This window comes from Pseudomonas sp. GD04091, assembly GCF_029836165.1.
GTDB lineage: Bacteria > Pseudomonadota > Gammaproteobacteria > Pseudomonadales > Pseudomonadaceae > Aquipseudomonas.
Map to the genome: position 1 here is coordinate 178,508 of NZ_JAOEBG010000006.1, position 19,301 is coordinate 197,808.

The following is a 19,301-nucleotide window of genomic DNA, read 5'->3' on the forward strand; positions in this document are numbered from 1 at the left end:
GGTAGACTTCCCTGCACTTTACAGGGCAAATCACCCGGCGTTATAAGAAAGGCGACCAGCGCAACCTGATGAAAGGATGCAAGCATGTCCCAACCCCCCGTGGATTACAGCGAAAAACGCGATTTCATTCGCATGCGCATCGACACCGAGGTCACCCTGCTGCACGAGGGCCAGGTGATCAGCGCGGTGTGCCTGGACCTCTCCAGCAGCGGCATGCAGGTCCAGGCGCCGCAGCGGTTCCAGGTTGGCGACCGCGTCGAGGTGCGCATCGACTCCGACCACCCTGCCCTCAAGGGCCTGCATGCCAGCACCGAGGTGGTGTGGATCGCCGACCAGCCGGGCGGCGCGCAGAAGTTCGGTTTGCGCATCCTGGCCATGCATTGATCTGTTACGAAAAAGGCGACCCGAGGGTCGCCTTTTTTCACAGCCATGCCGATCAGAAGTCGTCTTCGACCTGCCCGTCCTTGACCTTGAACTCGCGGTTCTGCAGGTAGGCGTTGCGCAGGAAGATGTACTTGTCGCCCTGCATCAGTTTTTCCACCGACAGCAGGCTGGCGCGGGTGTCGATCACGTCCACGGCGAAGATCGAGTTGCGCGTGGGCACGTGGTCGATATAGCGGTAGGGTTCGGTGTAGGTGTCCGGGTACTTGGCCAGGCCATCACGCACGGTGCTCGGGCCAAGGAACGGGATGACCACGTACGGCCCGCTGGGCACGCCCCAGTAGCCGAGGGTCTGGCCGAAGTCTTCATCGTTGCGCTGCAGGCCCATCTTGGTGCCGACGTCGAAGAAACCGCCCAGGCCGAAGGTGGTGTTGACGATCAGCCGCGCCGTGTCGACACCCGCCGCATGGGGCTTGAGCTGCAGCACGTTGTTGGCCAGGTTGGTGACGTCGCCCAGGTTGCGGAAGACGTTGTGGATGCCATCCTCGAGGAACTGCGGGGTGACGAACTGGTAGCCCTGGGCCAGCGGCTTGAGGGCATAGGTGTCGAGAACATCGTTGAACCTGAAGATCGGTCGGTTGACCGACTCCCACGGATCCTCCTCGGTGGCCGCCTGGGTAGCTGCCACGGGCGCCAGCAGCAAGCTGGCGCAGACACAGGCCTGGGTGACTCGCTCGATCACTCCGGCACCGATCCTACGCATAGATGTTTCTCCATCGGATTTCACGGTGGCAACGACATTTGGCGCGTTGCTCGATAGGGCGCAAGTATACTGGCTTGCTGACTGACGGATAGTCTTACACATCTCTGTCGAGATTATGTGAACAACTGTTACCGTCATCTGTCGGTAACAAACGCGGGATAGCCTGCGGACTATTTCAGGGAAGTCGCCATGCAAGATGCACCCGCCTTCACCGCCGTGCTCTTCGGTTTGCGCGGCTGCCTGGTCCAGGCCGCGAACGGCAGCCCCCTGCCCGCCCCTGGCGCCCTGGATTCTCTCGATCGCCTGCGCACTCAGCAGGTGCCGTGCATCTGGCTCGACGAGATCAGCGCCGCCCAGGGCCAGCACTTGACCCGTGTGCTACCTGAGTGGCTGCCAGGCCACCTTTCCAATGGCTGCAGATGGCCAGCGCCGAATGCCTGCTGGCAGGCGCTCATGGCCCTCGAAAGCGAACGCCTGGACGGTTGCGTGCTGGTGAGCGGTGATCCCTTGCTGCTGCGTTCGGGCCTCAACGCTGGCCTGTGGACCGTGGGCCTGGCCGCCTGCAGCCCCTCCTGCGACCTCACCTCCAGCCGCTGGCAGGCCATGACCCAGCAGGAGCAGGACCTGGCTCGCGGCAAGGCGACGCTGGAGCTGTTCAGCCTGGGCGTGCACTCGGTGATCGACCACCTGGAGTCGCTCGATACGTGCCTGGCAGACATCGCCCAACGCCGGTACAAGGGCGAGAAACCCTGATACATCCCGGTTGATGCGGGTCATGCAAAGCGTCGGCAAGTGGATTACGCTTGAGGGCAGGCAAGAACCTTTACCGCTTCGCTGAGGTCCATGCCTTGCCAAGTCATTGATGGAGAAAGAACAATGCCTGCCCGCGAACTGCAAGAGCGCCTCAATAGCCTGCGCGAGCAACTGGATCGCAACGTGCCGCTTACAGACGAAGAGCTGGCCAGTCTGCATGAGGAGGCGAGGCAGATAGAAGCACAGCTCAAACTTGAAGAAGCCACGCCCGACAACAATCTGGTAGACGGCGTGAATCTCGCCATCGAACGCTTCGAGGCCGATCACCCCGACCTGACAGCCACCCTGCGCAGCATCGTCAACTCGCTGCACAGCATGGGCATCTGAACACAGGCGTAAAACCGATTGGGGCCGCAAAGCGGCCCCAATTTCTTACTGACGCACCAACCGCAGGTTCTGCGGACTGATCGCCCGAGTGCTGCGGTACGGATTGATATCCAACCCACCACGACGCACATACCGTGCATACACCGTCAGGTGCTCCGGCTGCAGCAGCGTCTTCAGGTCCAGATAGATCCGCTCCACGCACTGCTCGTGGAAGTCGGCATGCTGGCGAAAGCTGATCAGGTAGGTCAGCAGGCTGGCATGGTCCAGTGCCCGCCCCTTGTACTCCACCACCACGCTGCCCCAGTCCGGCTGGCCGGTGACCGGGCAATTGGACTTGAGCAGGTGGCTGTGCACGGTCTCTTCCACCTCACGCTCGACCGAGCAACGCAGCAGCGCCGGTTGCGGCTGCTCGTAGTTGCTGATGGTGACGTCCAGCGCATCGATGCATTGGCCCGGCAGCGCCGTCACGCCCTGAGCTTCGACGTCGGCCAGGGTGCTGACCTTGACCGCCACCGGCTTGCCGGCCGCAGCGGACAGGTCCTTGACCAGGCAGGCCTGCAGCGCCTCCACCGACTCGAACACGGTCTGGTTCAGCGAGTTGAGGTACAGCTTGAAGGATTTGGATTCGATGATGTTCGGCGAGTCGCAAGGAATGGCGAACTCACCGATGGCCACCACCGGCTTGCCCGAAGGCAGCAGCCAGGAGAGCTCGAAGCAGTTCCAGAAATCCACGCCCTGCCATGGCAAGGCCTCGCCGCTCACCCCCAACTCGGCCCATTTGGCCAGGCGGGGAATGGGGAACAGCAGCGAAGGCGTGTAGGTAGCGATGTATTCGCTGGACTTGCCCAGCGGGGAGTGTTCGGCGGCGGGATGCATGGAAACTGACCTGAAGGTTCGAAATTGCGCCTAGTCTACCGGTTTTGCACCCCGCCTTGGAGCGGATGTCACTCGATGGTCAGCGGCCCGACCATGCCGGCCTGGTAGTGCCCCGGCACGTTGCAGGCGAACTCGATGGGCGCGGACTTGCGGAAGGTCCAGGTCAGCTCGGCACGCTGACCGGGCTGCAACAGCACGGTATTGCCGCCTGAATGACCGTGGCCACCGTCCATCTGGCCGTGATCCATCTGCCCATGGTCCATGCCTTGGTGATGCATGCCGGCCGTGAACATCTTGCCCTGCATGGCGATCATTTCCTTCTGGTGCTCGGTGTGCATGGCCTTGTCGCCCAGGTTGAATTCGTGGGGCAGCTTGCCTTCGTTGATCAGCACGAAGCGCACGGTCTCACCCGCCTTGACCTGCAGGCTCTTCGGCTCGAAGGCGATGTCCTTGAGCACCACCTCGACGGTACGGGTGGCCTTGGCCGCCGGGGCCGGCTCGCCGAAGGCGAAGGCCTTCGGGCTGTCGGCGAAGCTGGGCAGGCTGACCAGCGCGAGGGCGGCGGCGACGAACAGGTGTTTCATGTGTGGCTCCGGATAGTACAGCGAGAATGGCGTCATTCTCGAAAAGGCTGGCTGGCAGCTGGCTGACGGGAAGATTACAACTTTGTCAGCTTGGGCAGGCCGCCAGATCGTCACGTATCATTTCCCCAGCCACGCCTGCCGTGGGAGCAGGCAAGTCCGCCCCATAGAGGTCGCGTGCATTTTCGGAACAAGGGATGCCATGAAACTGCTGATCGTCGAAGACCAGGCCAAGACCGGCCAGTACCTGAGCCAGGGCCTGAGCGAAGCCGGTTTCGCCACCGAGCTGGCCAATGACGGCGACACCGGCCAGCACCTGGCCCTGACCGGCGATCACGACCTGTTGATCCTCGACGTGATGCTGCCGGGGCGCAATGGCTGGCAGATTCTCCAGGCCGTGCGCCAGGCCGGGCTGGACACACCGGTGCTGTTCCTCACCGCGCGCGACGCCATCGAAGACCGCGTGCATGGCCTGGAACTGGGCGCCGACGACTACCTGGTGAAGCCTTTCGCCTTTTCCGAGCTGCTGGCCCGGGTACGCAGCCTGCTGCGCCGGGGCGCCAATGCCAGCCAGGACACCTGCTTGACCCTGGCCGACCTGCGTCTGGACCTGATCCGCCGTCGCGCCGAACGCGCGGGCCAGCGCGTCGACCTGACGGCCAAGGAATTCGCCCTGCTCGAACTGCTGCTGCGTCGTCAGGGCGAGGTGCTGCCCAAGTCGCTGATCGCCTCGCAGGTCTGGGACATGAATTTCGACAGCGACACCAACGTCATCGAGGTGGCCATCCGCCGCCTGCGCCTGAAGATCGACGACAACCATCCCAGCAAGCTGATCCACACCGTGCGCGGCATGGGTTACGTGCTCGAGGAGCGCCAGGACTGATGCGTCGCCTGTCCCTCGGCGGGCGTCTGGCCCTGTTGTTCGCCGCCTGCACCGCCAGCGTTTCGCTGGGCGCCGGCCTGCTGTTCAGCCGCGCCAGCGAACAGCATTTCGTCGAACTCGACCAGCAGCTGCTCGACGGCCGCCTGTCACTGATGCGCAGCCTGCTCGACGGGGTCGGCAGCGCGGAGCAACTCGGCCCGCGCCTGCCTGCGCTGCGCAACGAGCTGAGCCATCAATCCGACCTGGCATTGCGGATACGCAGCGTCGATGGCGCGCCCTGGTTCGACAGCCGCATCGACCTGCCGGAAGATCCGCGCAAACCCGGCCTGGCCACCCTGCATGCCGGTGGCATCGACTACCGCAGCTTGAGCCGCCCCTTGAACCCGGACCAGCCCGCCTCGCCACAACTGACGCTGTTTCTCGACATCACCCACCACCAGCACTTCCTGCAAGGCATGCAACGGCTGATCTGGCTCACGGTCGGCCTCAGCGCGCTGACCACTGCGCTGCTCGGCGCCTGGGCGGCACGTCGCGGCTTGAAGCCCCTGCGGCAGATGGGCAAGGTCGCCGCCAGTGTCAACGCTCGCTCGCTGACCACGCGCCTGCCGGTCGGCGAGATGCCCGAGGAGCTGGCCGAGCTGGCCGATACCGTCAACGCCATGCTGCAACGCCTGGACGACGCATTCCAGCGCCTGTCGGCGTTCTGCGCCGATATCGCCCACGAGCTGCGCACGCCGCTGTCGAACCTGCTCACCCACACCCAGGTCACTCTCACCCGCCCACGCAGCCTCGAGGATTATCGCGAAGCCCTGCACGGCAACCTGGAAGAACTGCAGTGGATGGCCCAGCTGGTCAACGACATGCTGTACCTGGCCAAGGCCGATCACGGCCTGCTGATGCCTAACCGCCAAGCCTTGGACCTGGCAGCGGAGACCGATGCGCTGCTGGAGTACTACGCACCGCTGGCCGAGGAGGCCGAGGTCAGGCTGTCACGCGTGGGCCAGGCGCATGCCGAAGGCGACCGGCACATGTTGCGCCGGGCCTTGTCGAACCTGCTGGACAACGCCTTGCGCTTCACCCCGGCGGGCGGCGAGATCCGCGTGACTCTCACGCCCGGATTGCGCATCGAGGTGGCCAACAGCGGGCCGGCGATCGCGCCGCAAGTGCTGGAGCGGCTGTTCGACCGCTTCTACCGGGCCGACCCGGCGCGCCAGGAAGGCAGCAGCGAACATGCGGGGCTGGGGCTGGCGATCACCCGCTCGATCGTGCAGGCGCATGGCGGGAAGATTGGGGCGCGGTGCGAAGGTGGGTGGACGCGGTTCGTGATCGACTTGCCTGCGTAGGGGCTGCGGCGCAGCCCATCGCCGGCAAGCCGGCTCCCACCCCGATCACGCAGACTCCAAGCCCTGCGCCATTCCTGTGGGAGCCGGCTTGCCGGCGAAAGGGGCGCAAAGCCCCCCCGGAATCGCCATGCCTTACTCGTAACGCAACGCCATCGCCGGTTCGATCTGCGAGGCGCGGTACGCCGGGTAGATCGTGGCCAGGAAACTCATCACCAGCCCGGCGACGCAGATGATCGCCACATCACCCCACTGCAGCTCCGACGGCAGGCTGCTGATGAAGTAGATGTCGGAGGTGAAGATGTGCTGCCCGCTGACCCGCTCGACCCAGCCGACCACCGCGCTGACGTTCAGCGCCAGGATCACCCCGAGCACACCCCCGATCAGCGTGCCGACGATACCGATCAGGCTGCCCTGGACCATGAAGGTGCCCATGATCTGCGCCGGCGTGGCGCCGATGGTGCGCAGGATGGCGATGTCAGCGCCCTTGTCGTTCACCACCATCACCAGGGTGGCGATGATATTGAACGCGGCCACGGCGATGATCATCATCAGCAGCAGGCCGATCATGGTCTTTTCCATCTTCATGGCGCTGAACAGGCTGCCCTGGGTGTGCGACCAGTCATCGGCGTGGTAGGCGTCACCCAGCCCGGCGGCGATGGCCTTGGATACCTGCGGCGCGGCGTACAGGTCGTGCAGCTTCAGGCGTACGCCCTGCACCTGGCCTGGCGCCCAGCGCTGCATCTCGCCGGCATCGGCGACATGGATGTAGGCTTGCGACCCATCCAATTCGGCGCCGACCTTGAAGATGCCGACCACGGTCAGGCGCTGCATGCGCGGGGTGATGCCGCCCGGCTCCTTGCTGATCTCAGGGACGATCAGGGTCAGCTTGTCGCCGGTGTTGAGGCGAAAGCGCCGCGCCGTCAGCTCACCGATCACCACACCGTACTCACCCGGCACCAGCGCCTGCAGGCTGCCCTGGACGATGTGCTGGGTGACGATGGAAACCTTGCCCTCCTCGGCCGGGTCGATACCGGCGACCTGGATCGGCTGCATCGCCCCCTTGTACGAGAGCATGCCTTCCATCTCGGTGATCGGCGCCGCGGCCATCACCGCGGGGTTGCCTTCGGCGGCGGCGGCCACCTTGCGCCAGTCGTCCAGCGGTTGCACACCGAGGATGGCGGCATGGGGCACCAGGCCGAGCACGCGCGAGCTCATCTCGCGCTGGAAGCCGTTCATCACCGACAACACCGTGATCATCGCCAGCACGCCCAGTGACAGGCCGATCATCGAGGTCATGGAGATGAACGAGATGAAGTGATTGCGGCGCTTGGCACGGGTGTAGCGGGCACCGATGAACAAGGACAAGGGTCTGAACATGAACGAGAACACCCAAGTAGAAAATGAAGCGGGACGGCCTCACGGCGCCCCGCGCAAGCGACTCAGATCGCCACCAGGTGCCCGTCTTCCAGGCGCAGGACGCGGTCCATCTGACGCGCCAGGTTGAGGTCGTGGGTCACCACCAGGAACGCGGTCTGCGAGTGGCTCGACAGCTCCTGCATCAGTTCCTGGATACCTTGGGCGGTGTGGTGGTCGAGGTTACCGGTGGGCTCGTCGAGCATCACCAGGCCCGGACGGTTGACCAATGCCCGGGCGATCGCCACGCGCTGGCGCTCGCCGCCGGACAGCTCGGCCGGCTTGTGATTCAACCGATGGCCCAGGCCGACACGCTTGAGCAGCGCCTCGGCACGCTCGCGAGCCTCGGGGATCGGCGTCTTGCCGATGAGCAACGGCATGCAGGCGTTCTCCAACGCGGTGAACTCCGCCAGCAGGTGGTGGAACTGGTAGACGAAGCCCAGCGCGCGGTTGCGCAGCAGGCCACGGGCGCGCTCGCCGAGCGCCGACAGCTCCTCGCCGGCCAGCCAGACACTGCCGCTGCTCGGCGTGTCGAGGCCGCCGAGCAGGTTGAGCAAGGTACTCTTGCCCGAGCCCGAGCTGCCGACGATGGCCACCCGCTCACCCGGGTGCAGCTCCAGGTTCAACCCGGACAGCACCTGCACCGACTCCGGGCCTTCTTCATAGCTCTTGCCCAGGTTGCGGCAACTCAACACGGCTTTATCACTCATGCGCGACTCACTCATAACGAAGCGCCTCCGCCGGCTGGGTGCGCGAGGCGCGCCAGGCCGGATACAGGGTGGCGAAGAAACTCAGGACCAGCGCCGCACCGCAGACCATGTACACGTCCTGGGCCTGGATCTGCGACGGCAGGTAATCGATGAAGTACACGTCGGCATTGAGGAACTTGTGCCCGATCAGGGTCTCGATGCCGGCGATGGCCGCGCTCACGTTGAGCGCGCCGAGGATGCCCAGCACCGCGCCGATGAACGTGCCGACCACGCCGATCACCGTGCCCTGGACCATGAAGATGGCCATGATCTGCCCGGGCGTGGCGCCGAGGGTACGCAGGATGGCAATGTCGCCGCGCTTGTCGTTGACCACCATCACCAGGGTGGAAATGATGTTGAACGCCGCCACCGCCACGATCAGCAGCAGCAACAGGCCGATCATGGACTTCTCCATGCGGATGGCCTGGTACAGGTTGCCGTGGGTGCGGGTCCAGTCACGCGGGTAGTATTCCTGCTCGCCCAGCTGCTGGGCGATGGTCCACGCCACACGCGGGGCCTGGAACAGGTCGTCGAACTTCAGGCGGATGCCCTGGACCTGGTCGGCCTTCCAGCGGTGCAGGCGCGACAGGTCGGAGATATTGGTCAGGCCCAGGTAGCCGTCGATCTCGCCGGCACCGACGTGGAAGGTGCCGACCACGGTGAAGCGTTTCATGCGCGGGAACATGCCCGCCGGGGTGACACTCACCTCGGGAGCGACGAAGGTCAGCTTGTCGCCGATGCCCACGCCCAGCTTCTGCGCGGCCTTGTCGCCGATCATGATGCCCCACTCGCCCGGCGCGAGCTTGTCGAGACCGCCCTCGAGCACGAACTTGTCGATGATCGACACCTCGCGCTCACGGTCAGGATCGACGCCGTTGAGCAGCACTTTCTGCACCTTGCCGTCGTGGGTCAGCAGGCCCTGCATCTGGGTGAACGGCGCAACCGCCTGCACCTGAGGATTCTGCTTTACTTTGGAGGCGAGGGCCTGCCAGTCGTCGATCGGCTGGCCAGTCTCCAGCGTGGCATGGGGGATCATCCCCAGCACGCGGGTACGCATCTCGTGATCGAAACCGTTCATCACCGACAGCACCACGATCATCACCACCACGCCCAGGGCGAGGCCGATCATCGAAGTGAGCGAAATGAACGAGACAAAGTGATTGCGACGCTTGGCACGGGTGTAACGCGTGCCAATGAATACGAAAAGAGGTCTGAACATGTCGGGGCTTGTTCGGATGAAAGGGAACGTCCTTGTGGCGAGGCGCCTACGGCGGCTTTACACTCGGACCACCGCCGTAACCTTGGGTTCGCCATGACGACATTAGACGAAGAAGATCGCCGCGAATACTACCGCATCGAAGATCGGATCGCACTTCAAATAAGCCCACTCAGCGCGGCCGAAGCCCTTGAAACAGAACTGTTGCAGGATGATTCCGAGCTGTTCAACCTGCTCAGCGAGCTGCACCTGTCCGACTTCGAGTCGCAACATCTGCTGCGCCAGCTGAGCGAGAAAGACCGCACCCTGGCCGCCTTCCTGCGCGCCCAGAACAAACGCCTCGACCTGCTCAGCGCGGTGGTCGCGCAGACCCTGATCGGCGAGATCGGCCAACCCGTGCCGGTGATCATTTCCGAAGGCGGCATCGAGTTCGCCCAGGCGCGGCAGATCGCCCCCGGCACCCAGGTGAAAGTGAAAATGGTACTGATGCCCCGCGCGCATGGCCTGCTGTTGCGTGGCCGGATCACCCATTGCGATCCACGCCCCGATGGCGACTTCGAGGTAGGCAGCGAATTCATCGACATGACCGACGCCCAGCGCCAACTGCTGGCCCGCTATATCCTGCAGCGCCAGCAACAGCAGCGGCGCCAGGCGCTGGAGCAGAACGACTCCGCCTCCTGAGGCCTTTTCTCTCTGATTTGAAGGAACGAACGTGACCCTGATCTACGGCCACCGTGGCGCCAAGGGCGAAGCGCCCGAAAACACCCTCAACAGCTTTCGCCAGTGCCTGTCCCATGGCGTCAACCGCTGCGAACTCGACCTGCACCTGTCGGCCGACAACGAGCTGATGGTGATCCATGACCCGACCCTGAAACGCACCACCGGCCGACGCGGCAAGGTGGTCGAGCACTCGGCGGCCGATCTGGTCACCTACGATGCTCGCCGAGGCGGCCCCGGGCATGTGCAGCCCTGCCCCATCCCACGGCTCGAGGAGCTGTTCGAGAAATGCCCGTTCGAGCACTGGCAACTGGAAGTCAAGAGCGCCTCGCGCACTCGCGCCGCCACCACCGTGCTGGCGATCCGCGAACTGGCCCAGCAGCATGGCCTGCTCGACAAGGTGACCATCACTTCGAGCTCGCGGGAAGTACTGGGCGCCGCCCAGGAGCTGGTGCCGGACGTGAAACGCGGACTGGTCGCCGAATACGCCTGGCTCGACCCGCTGAAGGTCGCGCAGAACTACGAGTGCAAGATGCTGGCGCTGAACTGGACGCTGTGCACCCCCGAGCGCCTGATCAAGGCACAGCGCCAGGGCTTGCACGTGTCGGTGTGGACGGTCAACGAACCGGCGCTGATGCGCCGGCTCGCCGACTTTGGCGTGGACAGCCTGATTACAGACTTTCCCGGTTTGGCCAAGACCACCCTCGGGTAGGGCTGAAATCGGTCTCCCCGACCGGCTCAGGCCACCGGTCGGAGCCGCTCAAAAAAGCCGGTTCAGACCGTCGTAGGCAGCTACCCGATAGGCTTCGGCCATGGTCGGGTAGTTGAAGGTGGTGTTGACGAAGTACTTGAGGTTGTTCAGCTCGCCCGGCTGGTTCATCACCGCCTGGCCGATATGGACGATCTCCGAGGCCTGGTAGCCGAAGCAATGCACGCCGAGGACCTCAAGGGTCTCGCGGTGGAAGAGGATCTTCAGCATGCCCTGCGGCTCGCCGGCGATCTGCGCGCGGGCCATGCTCTTGAAGAAGGCCTTGCCCACTTCGTACGGCACCTTGGCCTGGGTCAGCTCCTGCTCGTTCTTGCCGATCGAGCTGATCTCCGGAATGGTGTAGATGCCGGTCGGCACGTCGTTGACGAAGCGCCAGCTGCCGTTGTCGACGATGCTGCCGGCGGCCGAACGGCCCTGGTCGTGGGCGGCGCTGGCCAGGCTCGGCCAGCCGATCACGTCACCGGCGCCGTAGATGTTCGAGACACTGGTGCGGTAGGTCTCGTCGACCTCGATCTGGCCACGGCTGTTGACCTTGATGCCGATGTTCTCCAGGCCCAGCTTGTCGGTGTTGCCGGTACGGCCGTTGCACCACAGCAAGGCGTCGGCCTTGATCTTCTTGCCCGACTTCAGGTGCAGGATCACCCCGTTGTCCAGGCCCTCGACCCGCTCGTACTCCTCGTTGTGGCGCACGGTGATGTTGTTGTTGCTGAAGTGGTAGCTCAGCGCTTGGGATATTTCCGAATCCAGGAAGCTCAGCAACTGGCCGCGGTTGTCGACCAGCTCCACCAGCACGCCCAGGCCGCTGAAGATCGAGGCGTATTCGCAACCGATCACCCCGGCACCGTAGACGATCAGCTTGCGCGGGGTGTGGCTCAGGCTGAGGATGGTGTCGCTGTCGTAGACGCGTGGGTGATTGAAGTCGATATCGGCCGGGCGATAGGGACGCGAGCCGGTGGCGATGATGATGTGCTTGGCGTTGAGCTTCTCGACCACGCCGTTGGAGCAGACCACTTCGATGGTCTGCTCGTCGGCGAAGCTGCCGGTGCCGACGAACACATCGACGCGGTTGCGCGCGTAGTAGCCGGTGCGCGAGGCGACCTGCTTGCTGATGACCTTCTCGGCGCTCTTGAGCACGTCGGGGAAGGAGAACCAGCGCGGCTCGCCGATGGCGCGGAACATCGGGTTGGTGTTGAACTGCATGATCTGCCGCACGGAGTGACGCAGCGCCTTGGACGGGATGGTGCCCAGGTGGGTGCAGTTGCCGCCGACCTGGCGGCGGCTGTCGACCATCGCCACCTTGCGCCCTGCTTTGGCGGCGTTCATTGCCGCGCCTTCTCCGGCCGGGCCGGAACCCAGCACCACTACGTCGTAGTTGTAGACAGCCATGCGTACTCCTTCAGAACTGGCCCGCCGGCCGGGTGGCCGCGGGGCGCGATCATGCCGCCGGGGCGCCATGAGAAAATTCGGGTGCAGTCTAATCAAGCGTGAACGCCGCGCACATTAACCCTTGGTCGCGTCGTAGGCCACTGTTGCCTGCACTACATGTGGTTTCACCGATTCCATGGCGGCGATCATCCGTGGCTTGCCTTTCACTCGCCTTTCACCGCCCGCTCGAAGGCAGGGGTAGACCGGGAGACGAAGCCACCTTCGGCCCGGGTCACCAGCACCGCGGCGATCCCGTGGGCGACGGCGAAGTCCCAGCCCTGTCGCGGCCCGAGGACCAGCAGCAAGGTCGAGTAGCCATCGGCCCGCAGCGCTGAAGCGTCAAGCACGGTCACCGACGCCAGATCATGCTCGACCGGGCGCCCGAGACGGGCATCGAAGGTATGCGAATAGCGCCGGCCATTGTCCTCGAAATAATGGCGGTAGTCACCCGAGGTGGACACCGCAAGGCCTTGCACATCGATGACCTGCCGGGCGATCTGACGATCTTCCTGCGGCAGCTCCAGCGCCACTCGCCAGGTACTGCCGTCGGGCTTGCGCCCCACCGCCTTGAGCTCGCCGGTGGCTTCGGCGAGAAAACTGTCGATGCCCATGCCTTGCAGGCGCTCGGCGATCAGGTCGACTGCGTGGCCGGCGGCGATGCTGTTGAAATCCAGCTCGACCGCAGCGTCCTTGCACAGGGCGTCGCCCTCGATGCGCAGGTGGCGGTAGCCCACGCGCTGCCGGGCGCTGGCCACTGCCTGGGAATCGGGCACGTGCATCTCGCGAGCCTGAGGGCCGAAGCCCCAGAGGTCGAGCAGCGGCTCAACGGTCAGGTCGAAGGCCCCCTGGCTCTGCTCGGCCAGGTGCTGGCCGAAGCTGACCAGCTCGAGCAGATCGGCGTCGATGGGCAGGCACTGGTTGGCCGGCAGCTGGTTGAAACGGCTGACGGCGGAGTCGCCGCGGTAGGTGGAATAGCGTGTGTCGATAGCCTGGAGGATACCTTCGACTTCGGCCTGGACCTGCGCTGGTGCGGGGCCGCCGGGTTGGCGCACGTACTGGATGCTGTAGCTGCTGCCCATGGTCGGGCCGCCGAAGCGCTCGAGGGTGGGGCCTTGATTGCAGGCTGATAGCAACAACAGGCTAAGCAGAAGAACTGTGCGCAACATGGATTTCTCGGTTGACCGACCCGCGCGGTCGGTGTGGGAGCGGCCTTGTGTCGCGAAAGGGCTGCACAGCAGCCCCGGCAATTGTGGCGGTGACGCTGAAAACCTGGGGCCGCTTTGCGGCCCTTTCGCGACACAAGGCCGCTCCTACAACGATCGCGCTGACGCGGGGAGCAAAAAAAACGGGAACCCGAAGGTTCCCGTTTTTTCAACGCATTACAAGCGGATCAGCGTGGAAACGCTGGCGGGTTCACACCGGCCATGTCTTCCATCACGCGCACCACCTGGCAGCTGTAACCGAACTCGTTGTCGTACCAGACGTACAGGACAACGCGGTTGTCGTTGCAGATGGTCGCTTCGGCGTCGACCACACCGGCGTGGCGCGAGCCGACGAAGTCGGTGGACACCACTTCCTGGGAGCTGACGTAGTCGATCTGCTTGTGCAGGTCCGAGTGCATGGCGGTCTGGCGCAGGTACTCGTTCAGCTCTTCGCGGTTGGTGGCCTTCTCGAGGTTCAGGTTGAGAATGGCCATCGACACGTTCGGCGTCGGCACACGGATCGCGTTGCCGGTCAGCTTGCCCTTGAGCACTGGCAGTGCCTTGGCGGCTGCGGTGGCGGCACCGGTCTCGGTGATGACCATGTTCAGCGGCGCGGCGCGGCCACGGCGGCTGCCCTTGTGGAAGTTGTCGATCAGGTTCTGGTCGTTGGTGAACGAGTGAACGGTTTCGACGTGGCCGTTGACGATGCCGTACTGGTCGTTGATGGCCTTGAGCACCGGCACGATGGCGTTGGTGGTGCAGGACGCCGCCGAGATGATCTTGTCGTCGGCGGTGATGTCGCCGTGGTTGATGCCGTGCACGATGTTCTTCAGCGCGCCCTTGCCAGGTGCGGTGAGGATCACGCGAGCGGCGCCCGGGCAGGCCAAGTGCTGGCCGAGGCCGTCGGCATCGCGCCATACACCGGTGTTGTCGACGATCAGCGCATCGTTGATGCCGTACTGGGTGTAGTCGACTTCGCTCGGGCTCTTGGCGTAGATCACCTGGATCAGGTTGCCGTTGGCGGTGATGGTGTTGTTCGCTTCATCGATGACGATGGTGCCGTCGAACGGACCGTGTACCGAGTCGCGGCGCAGCAGGCTGGCGCGCTTGATCAGGTCGTTCTCGGCGCCCTTGCGCACGACGATGGCGCGCAGGCGCAGGCCGTCGCCACCACCGGTCTTCTCGATGAGGATGCGCGCCAGCAGGCGGCCGATGCGGCCGAAGCCGTACAGGACGACGTCGGTGCCCTTGCGTGCGGAAGCGTTCTGCTGACCCACGACATCGGCCAGTTCGTCACGCACGAACTGCTCGGCGCTGCGGCCATTGCCTTCGGTCTTGAACTTGTTGGCCAGCTTGCCCAGATCGACCGAAGCGGCGCCCAGTTTCAGCTCGCTCATGGCCTTGAGCAGGGGGAATGTCTCGTGGACGGACAGCTCGGTCTCGTCGGTCTGACGGTGACGGGCAAAGCGATGGGCTTTGAGGATCGAGATAACCGAACGGTTGATCAGGCTGCGGCCATAGATCGAGCTCACCACGTTGTTGTTGCGGTAGAGCTGACCGATAAGCGGGATCATCGCTTCAGCCAGGGCTTCACGATCGATCCACTCACCAAGACACTGGTCGGGCTTCTGAGTCACGGTAACCTTCCACATGTAGGGGAACAAAAAAGGGGCTACATTATGACGCCCCTCGGCGTATCGGGCAATGAGCGCCTGTCGCCGACTCCGAGCCCCGTCGCCACGCCCTTTCGTGCCTGACAGCGCGCCCGCTCACCGGTACAATCGACCTCTTTGCCGCAACGCTTGGAGTCCGATCTCCCGTGTCAGTTCTGCGCCTACCGCAAATACCGGCCACGGCCGGCAAACAATCCTGGGGCAACCTGCCCGGCGCCGCCTTGAGCCTGGCCATCGCCGAGGCCGCCAGCAGCGCCGGCCGCTTCACCCTGCTGCTGACCGCCGACAGCCAGGCCGCCGACCGCCTGGAGCAGGAGCTGCGCTTCTTCGCCCCGGACCTTCCGGTGCTGCCGTTCCCCGACTGGGAAACCCTGCCCTACGACCTGTTCTCGCCGCACCAGGACATCATCTCCCAGCGCATCGCCAGCCTTTACCGGCTGCCGGAGCTGGACCACGGCATCCTCGTCGTACCCATCACCACTGCCCTGCACCGCCTGGCGCCAACGCGCTTCCTGCTGGGCAGCAGCCTGGTGCTGGACGTCGGCCAGAAGATCGATGTCGAGCAGATGCGCACGCGCCTGGAGGCCAGCGGCTACCGCTGCGTCGACACGGTCTACGAGCATGGCGAGTTCGCCGTGCGCGGGGCGCTGATCGATCTGTTCCCCATGGGCAGCAAGCAGCCGTACCGCATCGACCTGTTCGACGACGAGATCGAGACGCTGCGCACCTTCGACCCGGAAACCCAGCGCTCGATCGACAAGGTCGACTCGATCCGCCTGCTGCCGGCGCGCGAATTCCCCATGCAGAAGGACGAGGTGACGCGCTTCAAGGCGCGCTTTCGCGAACGCTTCGACGTCGATTTCCGCCGCAGCGCGATCTTCCAGGACCTCACCAGCGGCATCATCCCCGCCGGCATCGAGTACTACCTGCCGCTGTTCTTCGAAGACACCGCCACCCTGTTCGACTACCTGCCAGGCGACACCCAGGTGTTCTCCCTGCCGGGCGTGGAGCAGGCCGCCGAGCACTTCTGGAACGACGTGCGCGGGCGTTATGAAGAACGCCGCGGCGACCTCACCCGACCACTCTTGCCGCCAGGTGAATTGTTCCTCCCGGTCGAGGACTGCTTCGCCCGCCTCAAGCAGTGGCCGCGCGTGGTCATCAGCGCCGACGACGTTGAGCCCGGTGCCGGCCGCGAGCGCTTCCCGGCCCGCGCCCTGCCCAACCTGGCGATCGAAGCCAAGGCCAACCAGCCACTGGCGGAGCTGTCGAACTTCCTCGACCAGTTCCCCGGCCGCGTGCTCTTTACCGCCGAGTCTGCAGGCCGGCGCGAGGTGCTGCTGGAGCTGCTCGAACGCCTGAAGCTGCGCCCGCACACCGTCGACGGCTGGGCCGACTTCGTCACCGGCGGCGAGCGCCTGGCGATCACCATCGCGCCGCTCGACGACGGCCTGCTGCTGGACGACCCGGCCCTGGCCCTGGTAGCCGAAAGCCCGCTGTTCGGCCAGCGCGTGATGCAGCGCCGGCGCCGCGAGAAACGCGGCGAGGCGGCCAACGACGCCGTGATCAAGAACCTCACCGAGCTGCGCGAAGGCGCGCCGGTGGTGCACATCGACCACGGCGTGGGCCGCTACCTCGGTCTGGCGACCCTGGAGATCGACGGCCAGGCCGCAGAATTCCTCACCCTGGAGTACGCCGAAGGCGCCAAGCTCTACGTACCGGTGGCCAACCTGCACCTGATCGCCCGCTACACCGGTAGCGACGACGCCCTGGCCCCCTTGCATCGCCTGGGCTCCGAGGCCTGGCAGAAAGCCAAGCGCAAGGCCGCCGAGCAGGTGCGCGACGTCGCCGCCGAACTGCTCGACATCTATGCCCGTCGCGCCGCGCGCAAGGGCCATGCGTTCGCCGACCCGGCCGCCGACTACGCCACCTTCAGCGCCGGCTTCCCGTTCGAGGAAACGCCTGACCAGCAGGCCGCCATCGAGGCCGTGCGCGCCGACATGCTCGCCGGCCAGCCCATGGATCGCCTGGTGTGCGGCGACGTCGGCTTCGGCAAGACCGAAGTGGCCATGCGCGCCGCCTTCATCGCCGTGCACAGCGGCCGTCAGGTGGCGGTGCTGGTGCCGACCACCCTGCTCGCCCAGCAGCACTACAACAGCTTCCGCGACCGCTTCGCCGACTGGCCGGTGAAAGTCGAGGTGATGAGCCGCTTCAAGTCGGCCAAGGAAGTCGCCAGCGCCGCGGCGGAGCTGGCCGAAGGCAAGATCGACATCCTCATCGGCACCCACAAGCTGTTGCAGGACGACGTGCGCTTCAAGGACCTGGGCCTGGCCATCATCGACGAGGAGCACCGCTTCGGCGTGCGCCAAAAGGAACAGCTCAAGGCCCTGCGCAGCGAGGTGGACATCCTCACCCTGACCGCGACGCCGATTCCGCGCACGCTGAACATGGCGGTGTCGGGCATGCGCGACCTGTCGATCATCGCCACTCCACCGGCGCGCCGCCTGTCGGTGCGCACCTTCGTCATGGAGCAGAACAAGAGCACCGTGAAGGAAGCGCTGCTGCGCGAGCTGCTGCGTGGCGGCCAGGTGTACTACCTGCACAACGACGTCAAGACCATCGAGAAGTGCGCCGCGGAACTTGCCGAACTGGTGCCCGAGGCGCGCATCGGCATCGGCCACGGGCAGATGCGCGAGCGCGACCTCGAGCAGGTGATGAGCGACTTCTACCACAAGCGCTTCAACGTACTGATCGCCTCGACCATCATCGAGACCGGCATCGACGTGCCCAGCGCCAACACCATCGTCATCGAGCGCGCCGACAAGTTCGGCCTGGCCCAGCTGCACCAGCTGCGCGGCCGGGTCGGCCGCAGTCACCACCAGGCCTACGCCTACCTGCTGACACCGCCGCGCCAGCAGATCAGCAGCGACGCCGAGAAACGCCTGGAGGCCATCGCCAACACCCAGGACCTTGGCGCCGGCTTCGTCCTGGCGACCAACGACCTGGAGATCCGCGGCGCAGGCGAATTGCTGGGCGAAGGTCAGAGCGGGCAGATCCAGGCCGTGGGTTTCACCCTCTACATGGAAATGCTCGAGCGCGCGGTCAAGGCCATCCGCAAGGGCACCCAGCCAAACCTCGAGCAGCCGCTCGGCGGTGGCCCGGAGATCAACCTGCGCCTGCCGGCGCTGATCCCCGAGGACTACCTGCCCGACGTGCATGCGCGCCTGATCCTCTACAAGCGCATCGCCTCGGCGGCCGACGAAGAAGGCCTCAAGGACCTGCAGGTGGAGATGATCGACCGCTTCGGCCTGCTGCCCGAGCCGACCAAGAACCTGATGCGCCTGACCTCGCTCAAGCTGCAGGCGGAACAGCTTGGCATCAAGAAAGTCGACGCTGGCCCCAATGGCGGCAAGCTCGAGTTCGAAGCCGAGACCCCGGTCGACCCACTGACCCTGATCAAGTTGATCCAGGGCCAGCCCAAACGTTACAAGTTCGAAGGCGCGACCCAGTTCCGTTTTCTGGTGCCGATGGAACGCCCCGAAGAACGTTTCAACACCCTGGAAGCGCTGTTCGAGCGCCTCACTCCACAAACACACTAAGGAAGCTTCATGCGTGCCATCCGTTGCCTGACCCTGCTGCTGGCGCTGTTCGCGCCGGCCGCCTTTGCCGAGGGCCCGTATCAGGTGGAAATGATCCTCGTGCGGCAGAACGCCGTGCCGGCGTTCACCAGCCCGTTCGCCCCAGAGAACTGGAGCGCCGGCGCGCCGCGCCTGGAAAAAGGCGCCGAACGCCCGACCGCGCTGGGTGACGAGGTTACCCGCCTGCAAGCCACCGCCGACTACACCGTGCTGCTGCACAAAGCCTGGCAGCAGCAAGCCAGTACGGTGGCCCTGGGCGCCGGTGAAGAGCAGTTCGGCCACTTCCCCATCGAGGGCAACCTGAGCATCGCCGAAGGCCGCTTCATCGCCGTCGAAGCGAACTTCTGGGTCAACCAGCTCGACGCCAACGGCAGCGTGCTGCGCAGCGAACAGTTCAAGCAGAGCAACAGCAACATGAAGGCCGGGCAGTTGACCTTCCTCGATGGCGGCCACCTGGCGCTGCTGCTCAAGGTTTCACCGGCCGGCATGCGCAAGATTCCGCTGCCGGACCCGGAAATGATGGAGCAGTGACCCC

18 protein-coding genes are annotated in these 19,301 nt (G+C 64.9%); 9 read left to right on the forward strand and 9 right to left on the reverse strand.

From position 1 onward, the window contains the following. The first annotated feature begins 84 nt into the window (after positions 1-84). Positions 85-384 carry a PilZ domain-containing protein gene (locus N7422_RS10400; RefSeq protein WP_279806440.1) on the forward strand — a complete coding sequence of 100 codons (300 nt, stop codon included), beginning with the start codon at positions 85-87 and terminating at the stop codon, positions 382-384. A 52-nt stretch (positions 385-436) separates the two neighbouring features. Here N7422_RS10400 and N7422_RS10405 read toward each other — a convergent pair whose 3' ends face one another. Next, positions 437-1,144: a VacJ family lipoprotein gene (locus N7422_RS10405; RefSeq protein WP_279806441.1), complete on the reverse strand. Its 708-nt coding sequence runs from the start codon at positions 1,142-1,144 to the stop codon at positions 437-439. A 189-nt stretch (positions 1,145-1,333) separates the two neighbouring features. Here N7422_RS10405 and N7422_RS10410 point away from each other — a divergent pair, with 189 nt between their 5' ends. Continuing rightward, on the forward strand, positions 1,334-1,897 hold the full coding sequence (locus N7422_RS10410; protein ID WP_279806442.1) for a phosphonoacetaldehyde phosphonohydrolase-related protein: 564 nt from the start codon (positions 1,334-1,336) through the stop codon (positions 1,895-1,897). A gap of 123 nt (positions 1,898-2,020) precedes the next feature. Next, positions 2,021-2,284: a DUF4404 family protein gene (locus tag N7422_RS10415; protein WP_279806443.1), complete on the forward strand. Its 264-nt coding sequence runs from the start codon at positions 2,021-2,023 to the stop codon at positions 2,282-2,284. Between the two features lie 45 nt (positions 2,285-2,329). Here N7422_RS10415 and queF read toward each other — a convergent pair whose 3' ends face one another. After that, positions 2,330-3,160 (reverse strand): NADPH-dependent 7-cyano-7-deazaguanine reductase QueF, encoded by an 831-nt coding sequence (queF, locus tag N7422_RS10420; RefSeq protein WP_279806444.1) that lies wholly within the window; start codon positions 3,158-3,160, stop codon positions 2,330-2,332. A 68-nt stretch (positions 3,161-3,228) separates the two neighbouring features. Beyond that, on the reverse strand, positions 3,229-3,744 hold the full coding sequence (locus N7422_RS10425; protein WP_279806445.1) for a cupredoxin family protein: 516 nt from the start codon (positions 3,742-3,744) through the stop codon (positions 3,229-3,231). Positions 3,745-3,943: 199 nt separating this feature from the next. On the opposite strand from N7422_RS10425, the gene N7422_RS10430 reads away from it, so the two are divergent. Then, positions 3,944-4,624 carry a heavy metal response regulator transcription factor gene (locus N7422_RS10430; RefSeq protein ID WP_279806446.1) on the forward strand — a complete coding sequence of 227 codons (681 nt, stop codon included), beginning with the start codon at positions 3,944-3,946 and terminating at the stop codon, positions 4,622-4,624. Beyond that, positions 4,624-5,967 (forward strand): heavy metal sensor histidine kinase, encoded by a 1,344-nt coding sequence (locus N7422_RS10435; protein ID WP_279806447.1) that lies wholly within the window; start codon positions 4,624-4,626, stop codon positions 5,965-5,967. Before N7422_RS10430 ends, N7422_RS10435 begins: the two co-directional genes overlap by 1 nt. 132 nt (positions 5,968-6,099) lie before the next feature. Here the strand turns inward: N7422_RS10435 and N7422_RS10440 are convergent, their stop codons facing one another. The 3 genes from N7422_RS10440 to N7422_RS10450 form a co-directional block, all read right to left on the reverse strand. Then, complete coding sequence (locus tag N7422_RS10440) at positions 6,100-7,344, reverse strand: lipoprotein-releasing ABC transporter permease subunit (protein ID WP_279806448.1); 1,245 nt, start codon at positions 7,342-7,344, stop codon at positions 6,100-6,102. A gap of 62 nt (positions 7,345-7,406) precedes the next feature. Then, positions 7,407-8,090, reverse strand: a complete 684-nt coding sequence (gene lolD / locus N7422_RS10445; protein WP_279806449.1) for a lipoprotein-releasing ABC transporter ATP-binding protein LolD — start codon at positions 8,088-8,090, stop codon at positions 7,407-7,409. 7 nt (positions 8,091-8,097) lie between these two features. Then, positions 8,098-9,348, reverse strand: coding sequence for a lipoprotein-releasing ABC transporter permease subunit (locus N7422_RS10450; RefSeq protein ID WP_279806450.1), 1,251 nt, complete (start codon positions 9,346-9,348; stop codon positions 8,098-8,100). Between the two features lie 93 nt (positions 9,349-9,441). Here N7422_RS10450 and N7422_RS10455 point away from each other — a divergent pair, with 93 nt between their 5' ends. Together N7422_RS10455 and N7422_RS10460 are read left to right on the forward strand one after the other, a co-directional pair. Continuing rightward, positions 9,442-10,026 (forward strand): PilZ domain-containing protein, encoded by a 585-nt coding sequence (locus N7422_RS10455; RefSeq protein WP_279806451.1) that lies wholly within the window; start codon positions 9,442-9,444, stop codon positions 10,024-10,026. A gap of 31 nt (positions 10,027-10,057) precedes the next feature. Continuing rightward, on the forward strand, positions 10,058-10,774 hold the full coding sequence (locus N7422_RS10460; RefSeq protein WP_279806452.1) for a glycerophosphodiester phosphodiesterase family protein: 717 nt from the start codon (positions 10,058-10,060) through the stop codon (positions 10,772-10,774). Positions 10,775-10,822: 48 nt separating this feature from the next. Here the strand turns inward: N7422_RS10460 and sthA are convergent, their stop codons facing one another. The 3 genes from sthA to N7422_RS10475 all read right to left on the reverse strand — a co-directional run bounded on the left by sthA (position 10,823) and on the right by N7422_RS10475 (position 15,110). After that, on the reverse strand, positions 10,823-12,217 hold the full coding sequence (sthA, locus tag N7422_RS10465; RefSeq protein ID WP_279806453.1) for a Si-specific NAD(P)(+) transhydrogenase: 1,395 nt from the start codon (positions 12,215-12,217) through the stop codon (positions 10,823-10,825). A 203-nt stretch (positions 12,218-12,420) separates the two neighbouring features. Next, positions 12,421-13,419, reverse strand: coding sequence for an FAD:protein FMN transferase (locus N7422_RS10470; RefSeq protein ID WP_279806541.1), 999 nt, complete (start codon positions 13,417-13,419; stop codon positions 12,421-12,423). A gap of 227 nt (positions 13,420-13,646) precedes the next feature. Further along, on the reverse strand, positions 13,647-15,110 hold the full coding sequence (locus tag N7422_RS10475; RefSeq protein WP_279806454.1) for a glyceraldehyde-3-phosphate dehydrogenase: 1,464 nt from the start codon (positions 15,108-15,110) through the stop codon (positions 13,647-13,649). Positions 15,111-15,277: 167 nt separating this feature from the next. Between N7422_RS10475 and mfd the strand changes: the two genes are divergently transcribed. After that, positions 15,278-18,727, forward strand: a complete 3,450-nt coding sequence (mfd, locus tag N7422_RS10480; protein ID WP_279806455.1) for a transcription-repair coupling factor — start codon at positions 15,278-15,280, stop codon at positions 18,725-18,727. 9 nt (positions 18,728-18,736) lie between these two features. Further along, positions 18,737-19,297 (forward strand): CsiV family protein, encoded by a 561-nt coding sequence (locus N7422_RS10485; protein WP_279806456.1) that lies wholly within the window; start codon positions 18,737-18,739, stop codon positions 19,295-19,297. Positions 19,298-19,301 lie beyond the last annotated feature (4 nt).

Excerpts from the sequence above, each read along its gene's own strand:
- N7422_RS10400 (WP_279806440.1), top strand. The coding sequence starts at position 85 with ATGTCCCAACCCCCCGTGGATTACAGCGAAAAACGCGATTTCATTCGC.
- N7422_RS10405 (WP_279806441.1), bottom strand. The coding sequence starts at position 1,144 with ATGCGTAGGATCGGTGCCGGAGTGATCGAGCGAGTCACCCAGGCCTGT.
- N7422_RS10410 (WP_279806442.1), top strand. The coding sequence starts at position 1,334 with ATGCAAGATGCACCCGCCTTCACCGCCGTGCTCTTCGGTTTGCGCGGC.
- N7422_RS10415 (WP_279806443.1), top strand. The coding sequence starts at position 2,021 with ATGCCTGCCCGCGAACTGCAAGAGCGCCTCAATAGCCTGCGCGAGCAA.
- queF (WP_279806444.1), bottom strand. The coding sequence starts at position 3,160 with ATGCATCCCGCCGCCGAACACTCCCCGCTGGGCAAGTCCAGCGAATAC.
- N7422_RS10425 (WP_279806445.1), bottom strand. The coding sequence starts at position 3,744 with ATGAAACACCTGTTCGTCGCCGCCGCCCTCGCGCTGGTCAGCCTGCCC.
- N7422_RS10430 (WP_279806446.1), top strand. The coding sequence starts at position 3,944 with ATGAAACTGCTGATCGTCGAAGACCAGGCCAAGACCGGCCAGTACCTG.
- N7422_RS10435 (WP_279806447.1), top strand. The coding sequence starts at position 4,624 with ATGCGTCGCCTGTCCCTCGGCGGGCGTCTGGCCCTGTTGTTCGCCGCC.
- N7422_RS10440 (WP_279806448.1), bottom strand. The coding sequence starts at position 7,344 with ATGTTCAGACCCTTGTCCTTGTTCATCGGTGCCCGCTACACCCGTGCC.
- lolD (WP_279806449.1), bottom strand. The coding sequence starts at position 8,090 with ATGAGTGATAAAGCCGTGTTGAGTTGCCGCAACCTGGGCAAGAGCTAT.
- N7422_RS10450 (WP_279806450.1), bottom strand. The coding sequence starts at position 9,348 with ATGTTCAGACCTCTTTTCGTATTCATTGGCACGCGTTACACCCGTGCC.
- N7422_RS10455 (WP_279806451.1), top strand. The coding sequence starts at position 9,442 with ATGACGACATTAGACGAAGAAGATCGCCGCGAATACTACCGCATCGAA.
- sthA (WP_279806453.1), bottom strand. The coding sequence starts at position 12,217 with ATGGCTGTCTACAACTACGACGTAGTGGTGCTGGGTTCCGGCCCGGCC.
- N7422_RS10475 (WP_279806454.1), bottom strand. The coding sequence starts at position 15,110 with ATGTGGAAGGTTACCGTGACTCAGAAGCCCGACCAGTGTCTTGGTGAG.
- N7422_RS10485 (WP_279806456.1), top strand. The coding sequence starts at position 18,737 with ATGCGTGCCATCCGTTGCCTGACCCTGCTGCTGGCGCTGTTCGCGCCG.